Below are 20,874 nucleotides of genomic sequence, written 5' to 3'. Positions count from 1 at the left end.
GCACCTCGTCCGGGCTACTCAGATATTAAAGACTTCCCGGCTGGCGTTTACCTGCGGAGGTCAGCGTTCTTCCCGTTTTCCGCCCATCCAGGGTCTCCAGACGCATCTGGAACGGTGGGAACGGCATATCGATACCGTGCTGGCGGAAGCCCGCCAGAATCAACTGGTGTAGCTCGTGACGCAGCGGCATACGGTGGCCCATCTCGGCGGCGTAGATACGCAGCTCGAAAATCTGAATCCCCTGCTGTAAATCGACAAGGAACGCTTCCGGTGCCGGGTTATCAATCACCAGCGAGCAACGGTGTGCGGCGGTTAACAGGATCTGCGCCACCTCTTCGCTGTTGGCGTCTGACGGCGCAGGAATGCTTAACACCACGCGCGTAACCGAATCCGACAGCGACCAGTTGATGAACTGCTCGGTGATAAACGCCTTGTTCGGCACGATAATCTCTTTGCGGTCCCAGTCACTGATGGTGGTGGCGCGGGTGTTGATTTTGGTCACGCTACCGGTCAGGTCGCGGATGGTGACCGTATCGCCGATACGAATCGGCTTCTCAAACAGAATAATCAGGCCGGAGATGAAGTTGGCGAAAATCTCCTGCAAACCAAAGCCGAGACCGACACCGAGTGCGGCGACCAGCCATTGCAGCTTCGACCATTCAATACCAATCATCGAGAATCCAACCAGCCCGCCTATCAGCAGCAGCAGATATTTGGTGATGGTGGTGATGGCATAGCCGGTACCCGGCGTTAAATCCAGGTGTTGCAGAATGGCCAGTTCCAGCAGCGCGGGCAGGTTGCGCACTAACTGGGTGGTGATGATCAGCACCAGAATCGCGATCAGCACCGCGCCGAGGGTAATTGGCTCAATGCTTTCAACGCCTTGTACCGTTGAGGTGACATCCCACAGTGAAATGTTCTCAAGGAAGCCAAACGCCGAGTGAATTTCCGACCACAGGATAATCACCGACACCAGCGCAATCAGCATCAGAATCGAGCGCACCAGGCGTAGCGACTGCTCGCTGATGGTATCGAGGTTGACTTCGCTCACCTCCTGCTCGACAGACCCTTCCAGACTGCTGGCGTGCGCTTCTTCCTCGCCACGGGCGCGATGCGCCAGCATTTCGGCACGTTTATGCTTGGCGCGGTCAAAGGCCAGACGGCGGCGCTGAATCAGCATCCAGCGGCGGATGACGTGGTAAATCACTAACAGCAGGAACCAGATAGCGACCGAAGTTTCCAGACGCGCCAGCAGCGCCTGCGAGGTGGCAAGATAGCCCACCGCCGCGGTGAAAATCGCCAGCAGCGGCGCACCAATCATCAGGTTCCACAGCAGCAGGTTAACGCGGTTTTCACCGCTGCCGCTTTTATCGAGATAGAGCGGGATCCCCGCGCGTTTCAGGCTCACCGTTACCATCGCCAGCGCGCCGCAGATCAGGATAAAGCACAGCCTGCCGAGCGAAGCGGAGAACTCGCGGTCGTTAAGATTATCGAACATGATCAGCGCCATAATCAGCGGCACGATAAGCCCGATGCTCATCAGGTAGTAGCGCATTGCGCGCGCCACGCGGTGCTGCGGCCAGCCAAAGTGAACGATAAACAGACCGTTGGTGCGGGCGAACGCCGCGCAAATCATCACCACCCACAGCAGTGGTACGGTGGCGGTGACGCCATCACCGACGGCGACGGCGAGCGGGAAGGGCCAGGCTTCCTGTAAACCGTAGCCAAGCGTTGCCCACAGTACCGGCAGCGGTGAGGCGACCAGGATTGACCAGAAGACCGTGCGTAGCGTCAGCCAGAAGTGATCCTGGGTGACCTTGCCCACACGGGCGCTGGAACGCTCCAGGAAGCGCGTGAAGTGCTTACGTGAGCTGATGCTGAAGCCAACCAGCAGCAGGGCACCAAACAGCGGGAACAGCGTCTGACGGCTGGTAAGCATCATCATGCTGGCTTTGCCGAGCTGGCTGAACGTGTCGAGCGAAATCAGGCGGCGCAGGTCCTGCACAATTTCTAGCGGCCAACTGAAGTCGATAGGCCGTACGTCGGAGGTCCAGAACAGGTAGCGGTGGGTGGCTTCGTTGACCTCTTTCAGCGCATCTTCCAACTGGCTGTTGGAAACTTTCAGCTTGGTCAGCTCGAGGATGAGCGTATCTCCGCCCTGCAGCAGTGAATTCAGCAGTTCGCGCTGGGTGCGCAGCTGGGCTTCAAGAATACGGTTCTCTTCGCTGGTGAGCGGCTGGCCGTCGGCCTGGCGAATCTGGCGTAGCTGCGGCTGCTTGTTCAGCAGGTCTTCATAGCGCAGACGATGCACGCGCAGCTGGGCCATTTCGGTATCAAGCTGCTGTGGTTTTGGCATCTCCGGCAGACGAGCGACCTGCGCGCGCAGCGCTTCACCGAGCAGATTCGAGGAGCCCAGCCACTGTGACTGCTCGCGCAGCGTATTCAGGGCTTGGCGCACCTGCAGCGTCTGATTGGCCGCCTGACGCTGCTGCGAGGCAACCAAATCCATACGCTGAGCCTGCTGGTTCAGCGCCTGAGAAAGCTCTCGGTTAATCTTAAACTGGTCAACGATACCTGCTGGCAGGTTTTCGCTGTTTTCGGCTAGCAGTTCGGTGCTTTCCAGCGCGCGTTCCGCTTCACGCTGACGCTGGCTATTGAGCTGGTTTCGCAGGGCTTGCAGATATGCATCCAACTGCTCACTTTGCTTTTGTGCGAGCTCTGAGCGCATACGCGCCAGTTCCTGGCGGTTATTGGCAGAGAGCTGCGCGAGCTCCAGTTCATCAACCAGCGCTTTGAGTTTGCTGGAATCAGCCTGCAAATTGAGGTTTTGCGCCTGTGCCAGCGGCGTATTGCCTGCTTGTGTGCCAATCCGACGCTCCACGTCGTTTAACTGTCGGCGTGCGTCGGTCTGCTGCTGGGGAAGCTGGTTCAGGGAGTCCGCGATATCGCGGGCGCGCTCTTGTTCCTGTTGAGCAAGGCGGGTTTTTTCCAGCAGTTGGCTGCTAACCTGCAAAATCTCCTGATTCAACGCATCGCTGCTCATGCTTTCAGGCACCTGACGCGGTTCATCGCGCAGGTTGTTGAGCTGATTACGCAACGTCTGGGAGAGTTTGGGGAAGTTGTCGATGACCTGCTGGTACTGCGCGGCGCGCTCAAGAGAGCCTTTCTGCTCTTCGAGCGCGGTCAGGGCATTTTGTAACGCTTCGACGGTTTCAGGCTGGGCGGGCTTTGCCGCCTTTGCCTGTTCCAGTTCCTGGGTAATTTGTCGAGCGTTGGGGGCCGTCGCTGCGTACGCCCCCTGGCTGAGGCACCAGGCCATCAGTAAAGTGATAATCAGGCGCACGTCAGACCCTTATTCGTTGTTAACTTTTTTCTTGCGTGTTGTCAGCCTTTGGGGCGACATCCTGCTCTACAACCGGTTCAACAACCGTTTCGGCCTGTGGTTCAGCAACGGGTTCAACAACCGGCTCAACTACTACAGGTTCAACTGCAGGTTCAACTACCGGCGCAGCCTCAGGTTCGACAACGGCCTCGGTGGAAACGGCCAGCGGCTCGCCAAGCTTAGTCACGGACAGATTTTTCAGCTGCTCCATCAGCGTCACTTTACCCGCAGCAAATAGGTTGATTACCGTTGAGCCCAGCTTGAAGCGGCCCATTTCCTGGCCTTTCAGCAGCGCGACGGAGCCTTCTTGATCGCCCGCCGGGTAGGTCCAGCGCTTAATCACACCTTCACGCGGCGGCGTGACGGTACCCGCCCAGACGGTTTCGATGCTACCCACGATAGTCGCACCCACCAGAATTTGCGCCATTGGGCCGAATTCAGTATCAAACAGACAGATGACGCGTTCGTTACGGGCAAACAGATTGGGTACGTTCTGCGCGGTCAGGTGGTTCACGGAGAACAGGTCACCCGGCACGTAAATCATTTCACGCAGGATACCGTTGCACGGCATATGCACGCGGTGGTAGTCGCGCGGCGACAGATAGGTGGTGGCGAAGCTGCCGTTACGGAACAGATCAGCCATGATGTAGTTACCCGCGAGCAGCGCTTCGAGCGAGTAGTTATGGCCTTTGGCCTGCAGAATTTTGTCGTCTTCAATCGCGCCAAGCTGGCTAATTACGCCGTCGGCCGGCATCACCAGCACGCTTGGGTCGGTGTTGACCGGGCGGGCATCTTCACGCAGCGGACGGACGAAGAAGTCGTTGAAAGTGCGGTAGCTGGCGGTGTCCGGCTTCTGCGCTTCTTTCATATCGACCTTGTAGAACTTCACGAACAGATCGATAACCAGTTTCGTCAGCCATCCCGCTCGTTTGCTCGCACCCCAGCCTGCGAGACGCGTAAGCCACAGTTTAGGCAGAATGTATTGCAGTGAAAGTTTAAACGAGTTTAACAAGGTAGCCTCCAGGCCATTATGTGTCGTTCCTGATCCGACGATCGCGTCGGATCTAAATGAGAAAAGCGGCCGATTCTAGCGATTGTCAGTGAAAATGTCAGTCGGCAAAATCATAGTTCTCATTTATCGGTCTCTGAAAAGTTTTTACGCGTTTTTACCTGCGCCATACTGTCCAGAATGTGGTGATAATTTTCAAAACGTGATTCGGCAATTTTACCGTTATCGACGGCTTCACGGATGGCACAACCGGGATCGGCATCGTGCTTACAGTCGCGGTATTTGCACAGGCCGAGATAGTCATGGAATTCGACAAATCCATTGGTGACTTGTTCCGGCTCAAGGTGCCACAGACCAAATTCACGGACCCCAGGGGAGTCAATCACGTCGCCGCCGTGCGGGAAATGATACAGGCGCGCGGCGGTGGTGGTGTGTTGGCCAAGGCCCGAGACGTCGGAAACGTCGTTAGTCAGAATGCGGTCGTCGTTCAGCCCCAGCAGGGCGTTAAGCAGGCTCGATTTTCCGACGCCAGACTGCCCGGCAAAGATGCTGATACGGTTGGTCAGCGCCTCTTCCAGCGGTTTTAAGCCGTCCTGAGTATGGCTTGATGCCATCAGAACGCGATAGCCAATATTGCGATAGATATCCATCTGCTCATTGACGAACGCCATGCCGTCTTCGTCCAGCAGGTCTATTTTATTGAGCACCAGCAGTGGTTCAACGTTGAGCGTTTCGCAGGCGACAAGATAGCGGTCGATAATATTCAGCGACAGCTCGGGCAAAATGGCGGAGACGATAACAATCTGGTCAATGTTGGCGGCAATGGGCTTCACGCCGTCATAAAAGTCCGGGCGTGTCAGAACGGAGGTCCGCTCGTGAACGGCTTCAACGATACCTTTGACTCTCACGCCTTCCGCAGCGGCCTTGCCTGGACGCCAGACAACGCGGTCACCGGTGACCAGTGAACGAATGGTGCGACGGATATTGCAGCGGTGGATGTCGCCATCGGCGGACTCCACGTCGGCATGCATACCGAAGCGGCTGATGACGATCCCTTCGGCGGCTTCGCCAAACAGGTTATCGTCGTAATCTGGCTTCTCCGTGGTGGTTGTCAGGCGGCGCTGATGGTTTGCTTTTACGCGGCGCTGCTGCCCCTTGGAGAGTTTATTTTTACTCAATCGTGCTGACTCCTGGTCGCCCATATCGGGCAAAACCTCTATGATACACGCTAATTAATACTAGTTAACCTACCGCGGCAGGTAAGACAGAAGGGTGGAAAATAACATGAGTGCAGATGAAAACAACCTGATTTGGATCGATCTGGAGATGACCGGCCTGAATCCCGAGCACGATCGCATTATTGAAATCGCCACGCTGGTGACTGACGCACAGCTGAATATTCTGGCGGAAGGGCCGACCATTGCCGTTCACCAATCTGACGCGCAGCTGGCGCTGATGGATGACTGGAACGTGCGCACCCACACCGGCAGCGGGCTGGTGGAACGCGTGAAGGCGAGTACCATGGGTGATCGCGAAGCGGAGCTGGCGACGCTGGAATTCTTAAAGCAGTGGGTGCCCGAAGGTAAATCACCGATTTGCGGCAACAGTATCGGTCAGGATCGTCGCTTCCTGTTTAAATACATGCCGGAGCTGGAATCCTACTTCCACTATCGCTATCTGGATGTCAGCACGCTCAAAGAGCTGGCGCGTCGCTGGAAACCTGAAATTCTGCCGGGCTTTAAAAAGCAGGGCACTCACCAGGCGATGGATGACATTCGTGAGTCGGTGGCGGAACTGGCCTACTACCGCGAACATTTTATTCAGCTTTAACGTGCTAAAGGGATGAATTGGCGCTAAAATAGTCAACTTGCCGATTTATCCAGCACTTGAACGGTTTTTTTAAAAAATCGCTTCAGGGGGGGTTGCAGGGGGAAAGAATTCTCGTATAATGCGCCTCCCGTAACGAAGCAGAAATGCGAATTACGACAGCAACAAAAATTGCCAGATTTTGCGGGAATAGCTCAGTTGGTAGAGCACGACCTTGCCAAGGTCGGGGTCGCGAGTTCGAGTCTCGTTTCCCGCTCCAAAAATTTGAAAGCAGTCGCAGTAGACACACCCAAGCGGGAATAGCTCAGTTGGTAGAGCACGACCTTGCCAAGGTCGGGGTCGCGAGTTCGAGTCTCGTTTCCCGCTCCAAAATTTGAAAGTAGTCGCAGTAGACACACCCAAGCGGGAATAGCTCAGTTGGTAGAGCACGACCTTGCCAAGGTCGGGGTCGCGAGTTCGAGTCTCGTTTCCCGCTCCAAATTTTCTTCCAAAACAAAAATACTTCCACAATGCATCAAGCCATTGAGGTTGTTTTTTTCGTTTCTGAAATACTCTTGTAAACAGAGTTATCCACAGGCTGTTATCCCGTTCTTCGCGTGCTAATGTTTTCTGGATTTTTACACTTTTTGTCAACTTGCTGAAATATAACGAGATATATCATTTCAAAATGTTAGCAAGATCGCTTGACGAACTTTGGCGTGTTGAAACGCAATGTCTTTTTATTTTTACTCACAGGCTGTGAATATATCACGCATCGCGCGGTAGCCCTTTTTCCACCACTCTCACCAGACGCTGTTTCTTCGGCAACTGCACTTCAACCACATGCTCATTTCGACGTGTAATTTGCTGCGCAATCGCCCATTCAATGTGTTCATCGAGAAGTGGGTGCTCACCCCGGCGACTCTCCAGCGCGTTTAGCGTAGCGTCGCTCCACGGTGCGTTACCCAGCGCAACGGCAATATTTCGCAGCCAGCGCCGGTGGCCGATACGGCGAATGGCCGAACCTTCTGTCACCTTCAGAAAATGCGCTTCATTCCAGGCGAACAGCTCGATAAGTTCAGGCGCATGCAGCGCTTTGCGCGGACTAAAGTCGGCTTCATCGGTCAACTGTGAGAAGCGATTCCACGGGCAGATTAGCTGGCAGTCGTCGCAGCCATAAATACGATTGCCCAATAGTGGACGAAATTCTTCCGGAATGGCGCCTTCGAGCTCGATAGTCAGATAAGAAATACAGCGGCGGGCGTCGACAGTATAAGGTTCGACAATCGCGCCGGTAGGGCAGATGGTCATGCAGGCCACGCAGCGCCCGCACTCTTCGGCTACCGGTTGATCGATGGGCAGAGGGATATCAACCAGCAGCTCACCGAGGAAAAAGAACGATCCGGCGTCGCGGTTGAGGATAAGCGAGTGCTTCCCCGTCCAGCCAATCCCGGCTTTTTCCGCTAGCGGACGCTCAAGAATAGGCGCAGAGTCGACAAACGGTCTAAAATTCAGCGAGACACACTGTTCCTGAATCATTTCGCCGAGCTTTTTAAGGCGGTTACGCAACAGCTTATGATAATCACGCCCCAGGGCATAACGGCTGACGTAACCTAGCTCGGGATTTTTCAGCGTGCTGGCAAAGGCCGCATTGGCGGGAAGATAGTTCATGCGAACGCTGATGACCCGGAGCGTACCGGGCTGCAGTTCGTGTGGACGCGCGCGCATCATACCGTGACGCGCCATCCATTCCATCTCGCCGTGGTATTGTTTATCCAGCCATGCCTGCAGTTTGGGCTCGGAGGCGCTGAGATCGGTATCGGTAATGCCGACCTGCTGAAAACCCAGTTCGGTGCCCCATTGTTTGATTTGTTGCGCTAATTGATTGAGATCGAGGGGCTGTGACATGACGGACCATACATTGACGAGTAACCCCCAAAGTATACCACACTCCATTTGGCCTGCGGATGACCTGCGTCGCGCTGAAAAAGCGGCGGCGCAGAGCCTTGGGCTTTCCCTTTACACGCTAATGCAGCGCGCGGGCGAAGCGGCGTTTAAGCTCGTGCGTGCCGCATATCCTTCCACCCGTCACTGGATTGTTCTGTGCGGTCACGGCAATAACGGCGGCGATGGCTACGAGGTCGCGCGTCTGGCGCAGGCTGCCGGTATTCAGGTGACGCTGCTGGCAATCGCCAGCGATAAGCTGCTGCCGGAAGAAGCGCAGGCTGCTCGTGAGGCGTGGCACGTGGCGGGCGGCGAGATTTATCCGGAAGATGCGGATTGGCCACAGGATGCAGACCTGATTATCGATGGCCTGCTCGGCACTGGACTACAAAGCGCGCCGCGCGAGAACGTCGCGAACCTGATTGTGCGAGCTAACGCCTTCCCGGCACCGGTTGTCGCGCTGGATATTCCCTCCGGGCTGAACGCCCAGACGGGCACGACGCCCGGCGCGGTTATTCAGGCTGCTCACACCATCACTTTTATCGCCCTCAAGCCCGGTTTGCTGACCGGCAAGGCGCGTGACGTTGTCGGGCATCTACATCATGATGCGCTGGGGCTTGAGCCCTGGCTGGCAACCCAGCACACAAATATTCATCGGTTTGATGCTTCGCAGCTAGGACAGTGGTTCACGCCGCGTCGTCCCACCTCGCACAAAGGCGATCACGGTCGTCTGGTGGTGATCGGTGGCGATCACGGTACCGCCGGGGCGATTCGTATGACCGGTGAAGCGGCGCTGCGAGCCGGTGCGGGGCTGGTTCGCGTATTAACCCGCGCTGAAAACGTTGCGCCGATTATTACCGCTCGTCCTGAGCTGATGGTGCATGAACTAACGCCGCAGACGCTCGAGGAAGCGCTTGAATGGGCGGATGTCGTGGTGATTGGCCCCGGTCTGGGGCAGGCCGAATGGGGCAAACAGGCGCTGCGGAAAATCGACAATTTCCGTAAACCAACTCTCTGGGATGCCGATGCGCTGAACCTGCTGGCAATCAATCCGGATAAACGTCACAATCGCGTGATCACGCCACACCCCGGTGAAGCCGCACGGCTGCTCAATTGTCGGGTGGCAGATATCGAGCACGATCGCTTACTTTCTGCGCAACGTCTGGTAAAACGGTACGGCGGCGCGGTGGTGCTGAAAGGCGCCGGTACGGTCGTGGCAGATGAGCAGGGCGCGATCGGAATTATTGATGCGGGAAATGCCGGCATGGCCAGCGGCGGAATGGGTGATGTGCTTTCGGGCATCATCGGCGCATTGCTGGGGCAGGCATTATCGCCGTATGATGCAGCGTGCGCAGGGTGTATCGCCCACGGTGCCGCCGCCGATGAACTGGCGGCGCGCTATGGCACCCGCGGTATGCTCGCGACAGACCTCTTTTCCACGCTACGGCGTGTTGTTAACCCGGATGTGATTGACGTAAACCATGACTAATCGAGTGATTCCTTTATCTGACGAGCAGGCAACCCTGGACCTTGGCAACCGAGTGGCGAAGGCCTGCGTCGGCGCAACCGTCATCTATCTGTACGGCGATTTGGGTGCCGGGAAAACCACCTTTAGCCGTGGATTTCTGCAGGCGTTAGGTCATAACGGCAACGTCAAAAGCCCAACTTATACCCTGGTCGAGCCTTATCAGCTCGCCGACCTGATGGTTTATCACTTTGATCTGTACCGCCTTGCCGATCCCGAGGAGCTCGAATTTATGGGGATCCGCGATTACTTTGCTAACGATGCCATTTGCCTGGTGGAATGGCCGCAACAGGGCGCAGGTGTTCTGCCCGAGCCGGATATCGAAATACACTTAGATTACCAGGCGCAAGGGCGTGAGGCGCGCATTAGCGCGGTCTCCTCATTAGGTGAGTCTCTGCTGGCGCGGTTTGCCGGTTAATTTAAGGGATCCCAGGATGATTTTTCGCGCAAAAGGGTGGTTAATGGCCGCACTGATGCTGGTCGGCGTACCGGCAATGGCGGCAAGTTTGTCCGATATTCAGGTGGCGAACGGTGAAACGCAGGCGCGGATCACGTTCAGCTTTATGGGCGATCCGGAGTATAGCTTTAGCCAGGACGACAAACGTAGCGTCGTGCTGGATATCAAACAAACCGGGGTGCTACAGGGACTACCGCTGCGCTTTAGCGGTAATAACCTGGTGAAAGCGATTCGTTCGGGTACAGCGAAGGACGATCAGACCTTACGTCTGGTGGTCGATCTGACCGAAAACGGCAAAACCCGGGCGGTGAAGCAGCAGAACGGTGCCAACTACACCGTGGTGTTCACCATTAACGCTGACGTTCCACCGCCTCCACCGCCTCCGGTTGTAGCTAAGCGAGTGGAAACGCCAATGGTGACGCCTGTACCTGTGCAGCCTGGACGCAATCCGTTCAGCGGCAGCCGTAACGGCAGCAGCACGACTAGCGGAAACGACAGCGGCAGCTTCAGCGGCGAGCGCCAGCCAGCGATTGCCAGCACGGTGACGCCAACGCCACGTCCGTCTTCCCGCGCGCGCAGCGTCTCGGGTGATAAAGTGATTATCGCCATTGATGCCGGTCACGGCGGTCAGGACCCTGGGGCGATTGGCCCTGGCGGCACGCGTGAGAAAAACGTCACCATTGCCATTGCGCGCAAACTGCGTGCGCTGCTGAATGATGATCCGATGTTCAAAGGCGTGCTGACCCGTGACGGAGACTACTTTATTTCGGTGATGGGCCGTTCCGACGTGGCGCGTAAGCAGAACGCTTCTTTCCTGGTGTCGATTCACGCGGATGCCGCGCCGAACCGCGATGCGACCGGTGCATCCGTGTGGGTGCTCTCTAACCGTCGCGCGAATAGCGAAATGGCGGGCTGGCTCGAACAGCACGAGAAACAGTCTGAGCTGCTCGGCGGCGCGGGCGACGTACTGGCCAACAGCCAGGCCGACCCGTACCTGAGCCAGGCGGTGCTGGATCTGCAGTTCGGTCATTCCCAGCGTGTAGGGTATGATGTTGCAACCAGCGTGATAAGCCAGCTTCAGCAGGTAGGGAATCTGCATAAACGCCGCCCTGAACATGCCAGCCTTGGCGTGCTGCGTTCGCCGGATATTCCGTCCATTCTGGTCGAGACCGGCTTTATCAGTAACAGCAGCGAAGAGCGCCTGCTGGGTAGCGACGATTATCAACAGAAGATCGCGGAAGCCATTTATAACGGTTTACGTAACTATTTCACGGCGCATCCGATACAATCCGGCCCTCGTGACGAACAGTCGCAGACCGCCAGCGCCGCGTCATCATCCAGGACGCTCGTTAACTAAGGAGTTATCATGCCGATACAGGTTTTACCGCCGCAGCTTGCGAACCAGATTGCCGCGGGTGAAGTGGTTGAGCGGCCTGCATCGGTAGTGAAAGAGCTGGTGGAGAACAGTCTCGATGCGGGGGCAACCCGCATCGATATTGATATTGAACGCGGCGGCGCCAAGCTTATCCGCATTCGTGATAACGGCTGCGGCATCAAAAAAGACGAACTAGCGCTATCGCTGGCGCGTCATGCCACCAGTAAAATCGCCACGCTTGACGACCTTGAGGCGATTATCAGCTTAGGTTTTCGCGGCGAAGCGCTGGCGAGCATCAGCTCGGTCTCGCGTCTGACTATCACCTCTCGTACCGCAGAGCAGCAAGAAGCGTGGCAGGCCTACGCGGAAGGCCGTAATCAGGACGTCACGGTGAAACCTGCGGCGCACCCGGTAGGGACGACGCTGGAAGTGCTGGACCTGTTCTACAACACCCCGGCGCGTCGCAAATTTATGCGCACCGAGAAAACCGAATTCAACCATATCGATGAGATTATCCGCCGCATTGCGCTGGCGCGCTTCGATGTGAGCATTAACCTGACCCATAACGGCAAAGCGGTTCGCCAGTATCGTGCGGTGGCCGAAGGCGCACCGAAAGAGCGTCGGCTGGGTGCGATTTGCGGTGTGCCTTTCCTTGAACACGCGTTGGCCATTGAGTGGCAGCACGGCGACCTGGCGCTGCACGGCTGGGTGGCAGACCCGAAACACACCACGCCTGCGCTGGCTGAAATTCAGTACTGCTACGTGAACGGCCGCATGATGCGCGATAGGCTCATCAACCATGCGATTCGTCAGGCGTGTGAAGATAAACTCGGTGCCGATCAACAGCCCGCGTTTGTTCTTTATCTTGAGATAGACCCGCATCAGGTAGATGTGAACGTGCATCCGGCGAAGCACGAGGTGCGTTTCCATCAGTCGCGCCTGGTGCATGATTTTATCTATCAAGGAGTGCTTAGCGTGCTGCAACAGCAGCTCGATACGCCTCTGCCGCTGGCGGAAGATGACGAGCCCGCGCCGCGATCCTTGCCGGAAAACCGTATTGCCGCCGGGCGCAACCAGTTTGCTGAACCGGCGGTGGCGCGCGAACCTGATATGCCGCGCTATCAAACGCCAACCGGTGGCGGTAGCGCCAGTCGGAGCAGTGGTGGTGCCAACGGCAGCTGGCCGAACGCCCAGCCGGGATATCAGAAGCAGCAGGGGGCGCTTTATCGCCAATTGCTGAATACGCCGGAAAAAACGCCGGAACCGGTGAAAGCGCCAGTGGCCGATAATCTTGCCGGGCATAACCAGAGCTTTGGTCGCGTGCTGGCGATTGTCGCTGATACCTGCGCGTTGCTGGAGCGCGGCGGCAAATTAAGCCTGCTGGCGCTGCCGGTGGCGGAACGCTGGTTACGCCAGGCGCAGCTGACGCCGGGCGAAGCGACCATCTGCGCGCAGCCGCTGTTGATTCCGCTGCGTCTTAAAGTGACCGACGGCGAGCGTCAGACGCTGGAACGCGCGCAGGAAGCGCTGAATCTGCTCGGCATTGAAATACTGCTCGAAGGGCAGCACGCCACGATTCGCGCCGTGCCTTTACCCTTACGACAACAAAATTTACAAATCTTGATTCCTGAACTGATAGGCTACCTGGTGGAGCAAAGTATCGTTGACGCCGGGAACGTTGCGCAGTGGCTGGCCCGAAATCTGGCAAGCGATCACGCGCAGTGGAACATGGCGCAGGCAATTTCCATGCTGGCAGACGTTGAACGTCTTTGCCCACAGCTGGTCAAAGCTCCGCCGGGTGGTCTGTTACAACCCGTTGATTTAGATTCTGCGATGAACGCCCTGAGACATGAGTGAAGTAACCGAGGCGAGCCTGCCTAAGGCAATTTTTTTGATGGGGCCAACCGCTTCGGGCAAGACGGCGCTGGCGATTGAATTACGTAAAGTTTTGCCAGTAGAGTTGATTAGTGTTGATTCAGCCCTCATTTATCGAGGAATGGATATCGGCACCGCTAAGCCGAGTGCGGAAGAGTTAGAAGCCGCGCCGCATCGACTGTTAGATATTCTCGATCCGTCGCAGGCATACTCTGCGGCGGACTTCCGCCGCGATGCGCTTGCGCAGATGGCGGAGATCACCGCCGCAGGGAAAATTCCGCTGCTGGTCGGTGGGACGATGTTGTATTTCAAGGCGTTGCTTGAAGGTTTATCACCGTTGCCCTCAGCCGACCCGGACGTTCGGGCGCGGATTGAGCAGCAGGCGGCAGAGCAAGGATGGATGGCGCTGCATCAGCAGCTGCGGGAAATTGACCCCGTCGCGGCCGAGCGTATTCATCCGAATGATCCGCAAAGACTTTCCCGAGCACTGGAAGTTTTTTTCATTTCGGGTAAAACTTTAACGGAGCTGACACAAACGTCAGGAGACGCTCTGCCCTACAAGGTGCATCAGTTCGCCATCGCCCCGGCGAGCCGTGAACTGCTCCATCAGCGCATTGAGCAGCGTTTTCATCAGATGTTAGCTTCAGGTTTTGAAGCAGAAGTGCGGGCGCTATTTGCCCGTGGAGATTTGCATACGGATATGCCTTCCATTCGTTGTGTGGGATACCGCCAGATGTGGTCATACCTTGAAGGTGAGATTTCATATGATGAAATGGTTTATAGAGGAGTTTGTGCCACGAGACAGCTAGCGAAGCGCCAGGTGACGTGGTTACGCGGTTGGGAAGGAGTTCACTGGTTAGATAGTGAGCAGCCGGAGCAGGCGTTTAGCCAATTATTACAGGTAGTGGGTGCTAGTGTAGACTGAATGTGTAAAATTGAGTCGTATCGTGCGCAATTTTCAGAATCGTAAGGTTCATACGCAACATCGCTCAAGTTGCCGCAACGCGGCTTGAAAGACGAAGTGTATAAGTACAAATAAGCATATAAGGAAAAGAGAGAATGGCTAAGGGGCAATCTTTACAAGATCCGTTCCTGAACGCATTGCGTCGGGAACGTGTTCCAGTTTCTATTTATTTGGTGAATGGTATTAAGCTGCAAGGGCAAATTGAGTCTTTCGATCAGTTCGTGATCCTGTTGAAAAACACGGTCAGCCAGATGGTCTATAAGCACGCAATTTCTACCGTAGTTCCGTCTCGTCCAGTTTCCCATCACAGCAATAACGCTGGCGGCGGTACTGGCAGCAACTACCACCACGGTAGCAACGCGCAGGGTTCTGCGCCGCAAGACAGCGAAGAAACCGAATAAGGTTGATGGCTGTTTATCCATGTCGGGGAGCCGGATTATCCAGGTTCCCCGCTGGTATTTCAGGAGATATAACGCTTGTTTGACCGTTATGACGCCGGTGAGCAGGCGGTGCTGGTACACATCTATTTTACGCAAGACAAAGATATGGAAGACCTCCAGGAGTTTGAATCTCTGGTCTCTTCCGCCGGTGTCGAAGCAATGCAGGTGATTACCGGTAGCCGTAAAGCGCCGCACCCAAAATATTTTGTTGGTGAAGGTAAGGCTGTCGAGATTGCGGAAGCCGTCAAAGCGACAGGTGCTTCCGTTGTGCTGTTCGATCATGCACTTAGCCCAGCGCAGGAGCGAAACCTTGAAGCCCTGTGTCAATGCCGGGTTATCGACCGTACCGGTCTGATCTTAGATATTTTCGCCCAACGTGCGCGTACCCATGAAGGTAAGCTGCAGGTTGAGCTGGCGCAGCTGCGCCATCTGGCCACGCGACTGGTGCGCGGCTGGACGCACCTTGAAAGACAAAAAGGCGGTATTGGTTTACGCGGCCCGGGTGAAACCCAGCTCGAAACCGACCGTCGTTTACTGCGTAACCGTATTATGCAGATCCTCTCGCGCATTGAGCGCGTGGAGAAACAGCGTGAGCAGGGGCGTCGTGCCCGCGTGAAGGCCGATGTGCCAACGGTTTCGCTGGTGGGTTACACCAACGCCGGCAAATCGACGCTGTTTAACCATATTACGCAGGCGGAGGTTTACGCCGCCGACCAGCTGTTTGCGACCCTTGACCCGACGCTGCGCCGTATTGACGTGGCTGACGTGGGCGAAACGGTGCTGGCGGATACCGTAGGCTTTATTCGTCACCTGCCGCACGATCTGGTGGCAGCCTTTAAAGCCACCTTGCAGGAAACCCGCGAAGCGACGCTGTTGCTTCACGTGATTGATGCAGCGGACGTTCGGGTACAGGAAAACATCGACGCGGTGAACACGGTTCTCGAAGAGATCGACGCGCACGAGATCCCAACCCTGCTGGTGATGAACAAAATCGATATGCTGGATGATTTCGAACCGCGTATCGACCGTGATGAAGAGAACAAACCTATCCGGGTGTGGCTGTCTGCGCAAACCGGGGTAGGCATACCACTCCTTTTTCAGGCGTTAACCGAACGCTTAGCCGGCGAAGTCGCGCAGCACACGCTGCGTTTACCTCCGCAGGCAGGGCGTTTGCGTAGCCGCTTTTATCAGCTTCAGGCAATTGAAAAAGAGTGGATGGAGGAGGACGGCTGCGTCAATTTGCAGGTTCGTATGCCGATTGTCGACTGGCGTCGCCTCTGTAAACAAGAACCGACACTGGCAGACTACGTCGTCTGACCGTGCAGCTTGCCTGAACATTAGCCCTTTGGGCACCCAGCGGTTCAGATTGCCTCAACGCGACCGTCGCCACCAGGAAGGGTAGGACGGTTAACCGCGAAAAAATCTGGACTGGGAAAAGGTATATCACCGCATAACAAATATGGAGCATAAACATGGCGTGGAATCAGCCCGGTAATAACGGACAAGACCGCGACCCGTGGGGAAGCAGCAATAATCAAGGCGGCAACTCCGGGGGGAATGGAAATAAAGGCGGTCGCGATCAGGGGCCGCCGGATTTGGATGATATCTTCCGTAAGCTGAGCAAAAAGCTCGGTGGATTTGGGGGCGGTAAAGGGGGCTCCGGCAACGGTAGTTCAACCCAAGGGCCGCGTAGCCCTATGGGCGGACGCATTGTCGGTATCGCTGCCGCAGCCGTTGTGGTTATCTGGGCGGCTAGCGGGTTCTATACCATTAAAGAAGCCGAGCGCGGCGTAGTCACGCGCTTTGGTAAGTTCAGCCACCTGGTTGAGCCGGGTCTGAACTGGAAGCCGACCTTCGTTGACGAAGTCACTCCGGTGAACGTTGAAGCCGTGCGCGAACTAGCCGCGTCTGGCGTGATGCTGACCTCCGACGAGAACGTGGTGCGCGTAGAAATGAACGTGCAGTACCGCGTGACTGACCCGCAGAAATACCTGTTCAGCGTCACCAGCGCTGACGACAGCCTGCGTCAGGCCACCGACAGCGCCCTGCGTGGGGTTATCGGTAAATACACCATGGACCGTATTCTGACCGAAGGTCGTACCGTTATTCGTAGCGATACCCAGCGCGAGCTGGAAGAGACCATTCGTCCATACAACATGGGTATCACCCTGCTGGACGTCAACTTCCAGGCCGCTCGTCCGCCGGAAGAGGTGAAAGCCGCGTTCGATGATGCGATTGCCGCACGTGAGAACGAGCAGCAGTACATCCGTGAAGCGGAAGCGTACACCAACGAAGTTCAGCCACGTGCGAACGGTCAGGCGCAGCGTATTCTGGAAGAAGCGCGTGCGTATAAGACTCAGACCGTCCTGGAAGCACAGGGTGAAGTGGCTCGCTTTGCGAAAATCCTGCCGGAATATAAAGCCGCACCGCAGATTACCCGCGAGCGTCTCTATATCGAGACCATGGAAAAAGTACTGAGCCATACCCGCAAAGTGCTGGTTAGCGACAACAAGAATGGCAACCTGATGGTACTGCCGCTGGATCAAATGCTGAAAGGCGGTAACGCCCCGGCAGCAAAGAGCGATAGCAGTGGTGCGAACAACCTGTTGCGCCTGCCGCCTGCGTCCTCTTCCAGCAGCAGCGCAAGCAACACGTCGTCTGCCAGTCAGGGCAATATCATGGACCAACGCCGCGCTAACGCGCAGCGTAACGACTACCAGCGTCAGGGGGAATAACGATGCGTAAGTCAGTTATTGCGATTATCATCATCGTGCTGGTAGTGCTTTACACCTCTATCTTCGTGGTTAAAGAAGGCGAGCGTGGGATCAAGTTCCAGTTCAGCAGCGTCGTACGTGACGCTGATAAGAAGCCGCTGATTTATGAGCCGGGCCTGCACTTCAAGGTGCCGTTCATTCAGTCGGTGAAAATGCTCGATGCCCGTATCCAGACCATGGATAACCAGGCCGACCGTTTCGTGACCAAAGAGAAAAAAGACCTGATCGTCGACTCTTACATCAAGTGGCGCATCAGCGACTTTAGCCGTTACTTCCTGGCGACCGGCGGCGGTGACGTCTCCCAGGCCGAAGTACTGCTGAAACGTAAGTTCTCTGACCGTCTGCGTTCTGAGATTGGTCGTCTGGACGTGAAAGACATCGTTACCGACTCCCGTGGTCGTCTGACGCTGGAAGTTCGCGACGCCCTGAACTCCGGTTCTTCCGGTGCTGAAGACGAAGTCGCTACGCCAGCCGCGGATAACGCGATTGCCGAAGCCGCAGAGCGCGTAGAGCAGCAGGCAAACATCAAAGGGCCAACCATTAACCCGAACAGTATGGCGGCGTTAGGGATTGAAGTGGTCGATGTGCGTATTAAGCAGATCAACCTGCCTGCTGAGGTTTCCGAAGCTATCTACAACCGTATGCGTGCCGAGCGTGAAGCCGTTGCTCGTCGTCACCGTTCACAGGGTCAGGAAGAGGCAGAAAAACTGCGCGCTACCGCTGACTATGAAGTGACGAAGACGCTGGCAGAAGCCGAACGTCAGGGTCGTATCATGCGCGGTGAAGGTGATGCTGAAGCCGCTAAGCTGTTTGCCGACGCTTTCAGCCAGGATCCAGACTTCTATGCCTTCATCCGTAGCCTGCGTGCGTACGAAGCAAGCTTCGATAGCAACCAGGACGTGATGGTACTGAGCCCGGATAGCGACTTCTTCCGCTATATGAAAAACCCGGGTACCACGACACGTTAATCGCGGGAAAGCCTGAATAAAACCACCGCCTCCTCAGGGAGCCGGTGGTTTTCTTTTTATAAGGACGATGAATGAATTCCACCATCTGGCTGGCGCTTGCGCTGGTTTTAGTGTTTGAAGGCCTGGGGCCGATGCTTTATCCGAAAGCCTGGCGCAAGATGATTGCTACGATGACTCAATTACCCGATACGATGTTACGTCGATTTGGTGGCGGTCTTGTGGTCGCAGGAGTCGTAATCTACTACATGTTGACGAAAACGATTGGCTGATTAAAAAACAGACTCAGAAGCACGATTTTGTGGGTAAAAAGTGCTGTATATCTGAAAAAGCGATGGTAGAATCCATTTTTAAGCAATCGGTGATTTTGAAAAATGGGTAACAACGTCGTCGTACTGGGCACCCAATGGGGTGACGAAGGTAAAGGGAAGATCGTCGATCTTCTTACTGAGCGTGCAAAATATGTTGTTCGCTATCAGGGTGGTCACAACGCAGGCCATACTCTCGTAATCAACGGTGAAAAAACCGTCCTCCATCTTATTCCATCAGGTATTCTCCGTGAGAATGTAACCAGCATCATCGGTAACGGTGTTGTGCTGTCTCCGGCTGCGCTGATGAAAGAGATGAAAGGCCTGGAAGACCGTGGTATCCCGGTTCGCGAACGTCTGCTGCTTTCCGAAGCATGCCCGTTAATCCTCGACTATCACGTCGCGCTGGATAACGCTCGCGAGAAAGCGCGCGGTGCGAAAGCTATCGGTACTACCGGTCGTGGTATCGGTCCTGCTTACGAAGATAAAGTTGCTCGTCGCGGCCTGCGCGTAGGTGACCTTTTCGACAAAGCAACCTTCGCCGACAAACTGAAAGAAGTGATGGAATATCACAACTTCCAGCTGGTGAACTTCTACAAGGTTGACGCAGTTGACTACCAGAAAGTGCTGGACGATGTGATGGCGGTTGCCGACATCCTGACCAGCATGGTTGTTGACGTTTCTGACCTGCTGGATCAGGCTCGTCAGCGCGGTGACTTCGTGATGTTCGAAGGCGCGCAGGGTACACTGCTGGATATCGACCACGGTACCTATCCGTACGTGACCTCTTCCAACACCACCGCAGGTGGCGTAGCAACCGGTTCTGGCCTTGGCCCGCGCTATGTTGACTACGTACTGGGCATCATCAAAGCGTACTCCACTCGCGTGGGTGCCGGTCCATTCCCGACCGAACTGTTTGATGAAACCGGTGAGTTCCTGTGCAAGCAGGGTAACGAGTACGGCGCCACTACCGGCCGTCGTCGTCGTACCGGCTGGCTGGACTCCGTTGCCGTGCGTCGTGCTGTACAGATCAACTCCCTGTCTGGCTTCTGCCTGACCAAGCTGGACGTTCTGGACGGCTTGAAAGAAGTGAAAATCTGCGTGGGCTACCGCATGCCGGATGGCCGCGAAGTGACGACCACTCCGCTGGCAGCTGATGATTGGGAAGGTATCGAGCCAATCTATGAAACCATGCCGGGCTGGTCTGAAACCACCTTTGGCGTGAAGGAACGTAGCGGCCTGCCACAGGCAGCGCTGGACTACATCAAGCGTATTGAAGAACTGACCGGCGTGCCGATCGATATTATCTCGACTGGCCCAGACCGTACCGAAACCATGATCCTGCGCGACCCGTTCGACGCATAATTCTGGTTCGTCGTGCAGCGCCATCAGGCGCTGCGCTTATCAGGCCTACTCACTCTGTAGGCCGGATAAGACGCAAAGCGTCACCATCCGGCTTAATCGTGCGTTAAATCCTCGCTTTTTCCTTCCCGAACTGAAATAAATTAGCGGCGCAGTCGCTGGCTGGTTTATCATCAATATAATTAATATCAACAGGCTCACCCTGTTTTTCCCCTTTTTCCTGAGGTTGATGTGCAGTTAACAAGTTTTACCGATTATGGACTACGTGCGCTGATCTATATGGCGTCGCTGCCGGAAGGCAACATGACCAGTATCTCGGAGGTAACCGAGGTCTACGGCGTGTCGCGTAACCATATGGTTAAAATTATCAACCAGCTCAGCCGCGCCGGATACGTGATGGCCGTGCGGGGAAAAAACGGCGGGATCCGTCTGGGGAAACCAGCTAAGGATATCCGCGTCGGAGACGTGGTGCGTGAACTCGAACCGTTATCGCTGGTGAACTGCAGCAGCGAATTTTGCCATATTACGCCTGCCTGTCGTTTGAAACAGGCGCTTGCTCAAGCCGTGCAATGTTTTCTCAAGGAGTTGGATAACTACACACTGGCTGATTTGGTTGAAAAGAATCAACCGCTATATAAATTATTGCTGGTGGAGTAACGACTCCCGCCAGCAGCGATGATGACGGAGG

Annotated in this window: 17 protein-coding genes and 3 tRNA genes; 16 read left to right on the top strand and 4 right to left on the bottom strand. The window is 55.8% G+C overall.

Translation table 11 applies throughout. The features are described 5' to 3' along the window. Window positions 1-25: 25 nt before the first annotated feature. The 3 genes from mscM to rsgA all read right to left on the bottom strand — a co-directional run bounded on the left by mscM (window position 26) and on the right by rsgA (window position 5,569). On the bottom strand, window positions 26-3,343 hold the full coding sequence (gene mscM / locus MY052_RS21635; RefSeq protein WP_248537851.1) for a miniconductance mechanosensitive channel MscM: 3,318 nt from the start codon (window positions 3,341-3,343) through the stop codon (window positions 26-28). Window positions 3,344-3,362: 19 nt separating this feature from the next. After that, window positions 3,363-4,394, bottom strand: a complete 1,032-nt coding sequence (gene asd, locus MY052_RS21630) for an archaetidylserine decarboxylase (RefSeq protein WP_123651150.1) — start codon at window positions 4,392-4,394, stop codon at window positions 3,363-3,365. Window positions 4,395-4,513: 119 nt separating this feature from the next. After that, complete coding sequence (gene rsgA, locus MY052_RS21625; RefSeq protein ID WP_035894217.1) at window positions 4,514-5,569, bottom strand: small ribosomal subunit biogenesis GTPase RsgA; 1,056 nt, start codon at window positions 5,567-5,569, stop codon at window positions 4,514-4,516. A 106-nt stretch (window positions 5,570-5,675) separates the two neighbouring features. Here rsgA and orn point away from each other — a divergent pair, with 106 nt between their 5' ends. The 4 genes from orn (at window position 5,676) to MY052_RS21605 (ending at window position 6,696) form a co-directional block, all read left to right on the top strand. Continuing rightward, entirely contained in the window at window positions 5,676-6,221 is a 546-nt protein-coding gene (gene orn / locus MY052_RS21620) for an oligoribonuclease (RefSeq protein ID WP_035894216.1), read from the top strand. 180 nt (window positions 6,222-6,401) lie between these two features. Next, window positions 6,402-6,477 (top strand) — tRNA-Gly (locus MY052_RS21615). Between the two features lie 34 nt (window positions 6,478-6,511). After that, window positions 6,512-6,587 (top strand) — tRNA-Gly (locus MY052_RS21610). Between the two features lie 33 nt (window positions 6,588-6,620). Then, window positions 6,621-6,696: transfer RNA gene (locus MY052_RS21605), tRNA-Gly, on the top strand. Window positions 6,697-6,965: 269 nt separating this feature from the next. Here MY052_RS21605 and queG read toward each other — a convergent pair. Further along, window positions 6,966-8,105: a tRNA epoxyqueuosine(34) reductase QueG gene (gene queG, locus MY052_RS21600; protein WP_248537850.1), complete on the bottom strand. Its 1,140-nt coding sequence runs from the start codon at window positions 8,103-8,105 to the stop codon at window positions 6,966-6,968. Between queG and nnr the strand changes: the two genes are divergently transcribed. The 12 genes from nnr (at window position 8,104) to nsrR (ending at window position 20,843) form a co-directional block, all read left to right on the top strand. Continuing rightward, window positions 8,104-9,630, top strand: coding sequence for a bifunctional ADP-dependent NAD(P)H-hydrate dehydratase/NAD(P)H-hydrate epimerase (gene nnr / locus MY052_RS21595; protein ID WP_248537849.1), 1,527 nt, complete (start codon window positions 8,104-8,106; stop codon window positions 9,628-9,630). The genes queG and nnr overlap by 2 nt on opposite strands. Beyond that, the gene (gene tsaE, locus MY052_RS21590) at window positions 9,623-10,084 is read left to right on the top strand and encodes a tRNA (adenosine(37)-N6)-threonylcarbamoyltransferase complex ATPase subunit type 1 TsaE (RefSeq protein ID WP_123651147.1); all 462 of its coding nucleotides are present in this window, start codon (window positions 9,623-9,625) and stop codon (window positions 10,082-10,084) included. The genes nnr and tsaE overlap by 8 nt, the downstream gene beginning before the upstream one ends. Window positions 10,085-10,100: 16 nt before the next feature. Continuing rightward, a complete protein-coding gene (gene amiB, locus MY052_RS21585; protein ID WP_202216702.1) occupies window positions 10,101-11,480 on the top strand; it encodes an N-acetylmuramoyl-L-alanine amidase AmiB in 1,380 nt (459 codons plus the stop codon). Between the two features lie 9 nt (window positions 11,481-11,489). Further along, window positions 11,490-13,355 carry a DNA mismatch repair endonuclease MutL gene (gene mutL / locus MY052_RS21580; protein ID WP_248537848.1) on the top strand — a complete coding sequence of 622 codons (1,866 nt, stop codon included), beginning with the start codon at window positions 11,490-11,492 and terminating at the stop codon, window positions 13,353-13,355. Beyond that, a complete protein-coding gene (gene miaA / locus MY052_RS21575) occupies window positions 13,348-14,298 on the top strand; it encodes a tRNA (adenosine(37)-N6)-dimethylallyltransferase MiaA (RefSeq protein WP_123651144.1) in 951 nt (316 codons plus the stop codon). The genes mutL and miaA overlap by 8 nt, the downstream gene beginning before the upstream one ends. 134 nt (window positions 14,299-14,432) lie before the next feature. Further along, a complete protein-coding gene (hfq, locus tag MY052_RS21570) occupies window positions 14,433-14,738 on the top strand; it encodes an RNA chaperone Hfq (protein ID WP_035893326.1) in 306 nt (101 codons plus the stop codon). Between the two features lie 75 nt (window positions 14,739-14,813). After that, entirely contained in the window at window positions 14,814-16,094 is a 1,281-nt protein-coding gene (gene hflX / locus MY052_RS21565) for a ribosome rescue GTPase HflX (protein ID WP_035893324.1), read from the top strand. Between the two features lie 155 nt (window positions 16,095-16,249). Beyond that, window positions 16,250-17,512, top strand: a complete 1,263-nt coding sequence (gene hflK / locus MY052_RS21560; protein WP_035893322.1) for an FtsH protease activity modulator HflK — start codon at window positions 16,250-16,252, stop codon at window positions 17,510-17,512. Window positions 17,513-17,514: 2 nt separating this feature from the next. Continuing rightward, on the top strand, window positions 17,515-18,519 hold the full coding sequence (gene hflC, locus MY052_RS21555) for a protease modulator HflC (protein WP_035893319.1): 1,005 nt from the start codon (window positions 17,515-17,517) through the stop codon (window positions 18,517-18,519). Between the two features lie 71 nt (window positions 18,520-18,590). Next, a complete protein-coding gene (locus MY052_RS21550; protein WP_035893317.1) occupies window positions 18,591-18,788 on the top strand; it encodes a DUF2065 domain-containing protein in 198 nt (65 codons plus the stop codon). A 102-nt stretch (window positions 18,789-18,890) separates the two neighbouring features. After that, entirely contained in the window at window positions 18,891-20,189 is a 1,299-nt protein-coding gene (purA, locus tag MY052_RS21545; protein ID WP_035893315.1) for an adenylosuccinate synthase, read from the top strand. Between the two features lie 228 nt (window positions 20,190-20,417). Further along, complete coding sequence (gene nsrR / locus MY052_RS21540) at window positions 20,418-20,843, top strand: nitric oxide-sensing transcriptional repressor NsrR (protein ID WP_035893314.1); 426 nt, start codon at window positions 20,418-20,420, stop codon at window positions 20,841-20,843. Window positions 20,844-20,874: the final 31 nt, after the last annotated feature.

Origin of the sequence: Kluyvera ascorbata (assembly GCF_023195735.1) — a bacterium.
Lineage (GTDB): Bacteria > Pseudomonadota > Gammaproteobacteria > Enterobacterales > Enterobacteriaceae > Kluyvera > Kluyvera ascorbata.
This window is presented reverse-complemented; position numbering and strand designations above follow the sequence as displayed.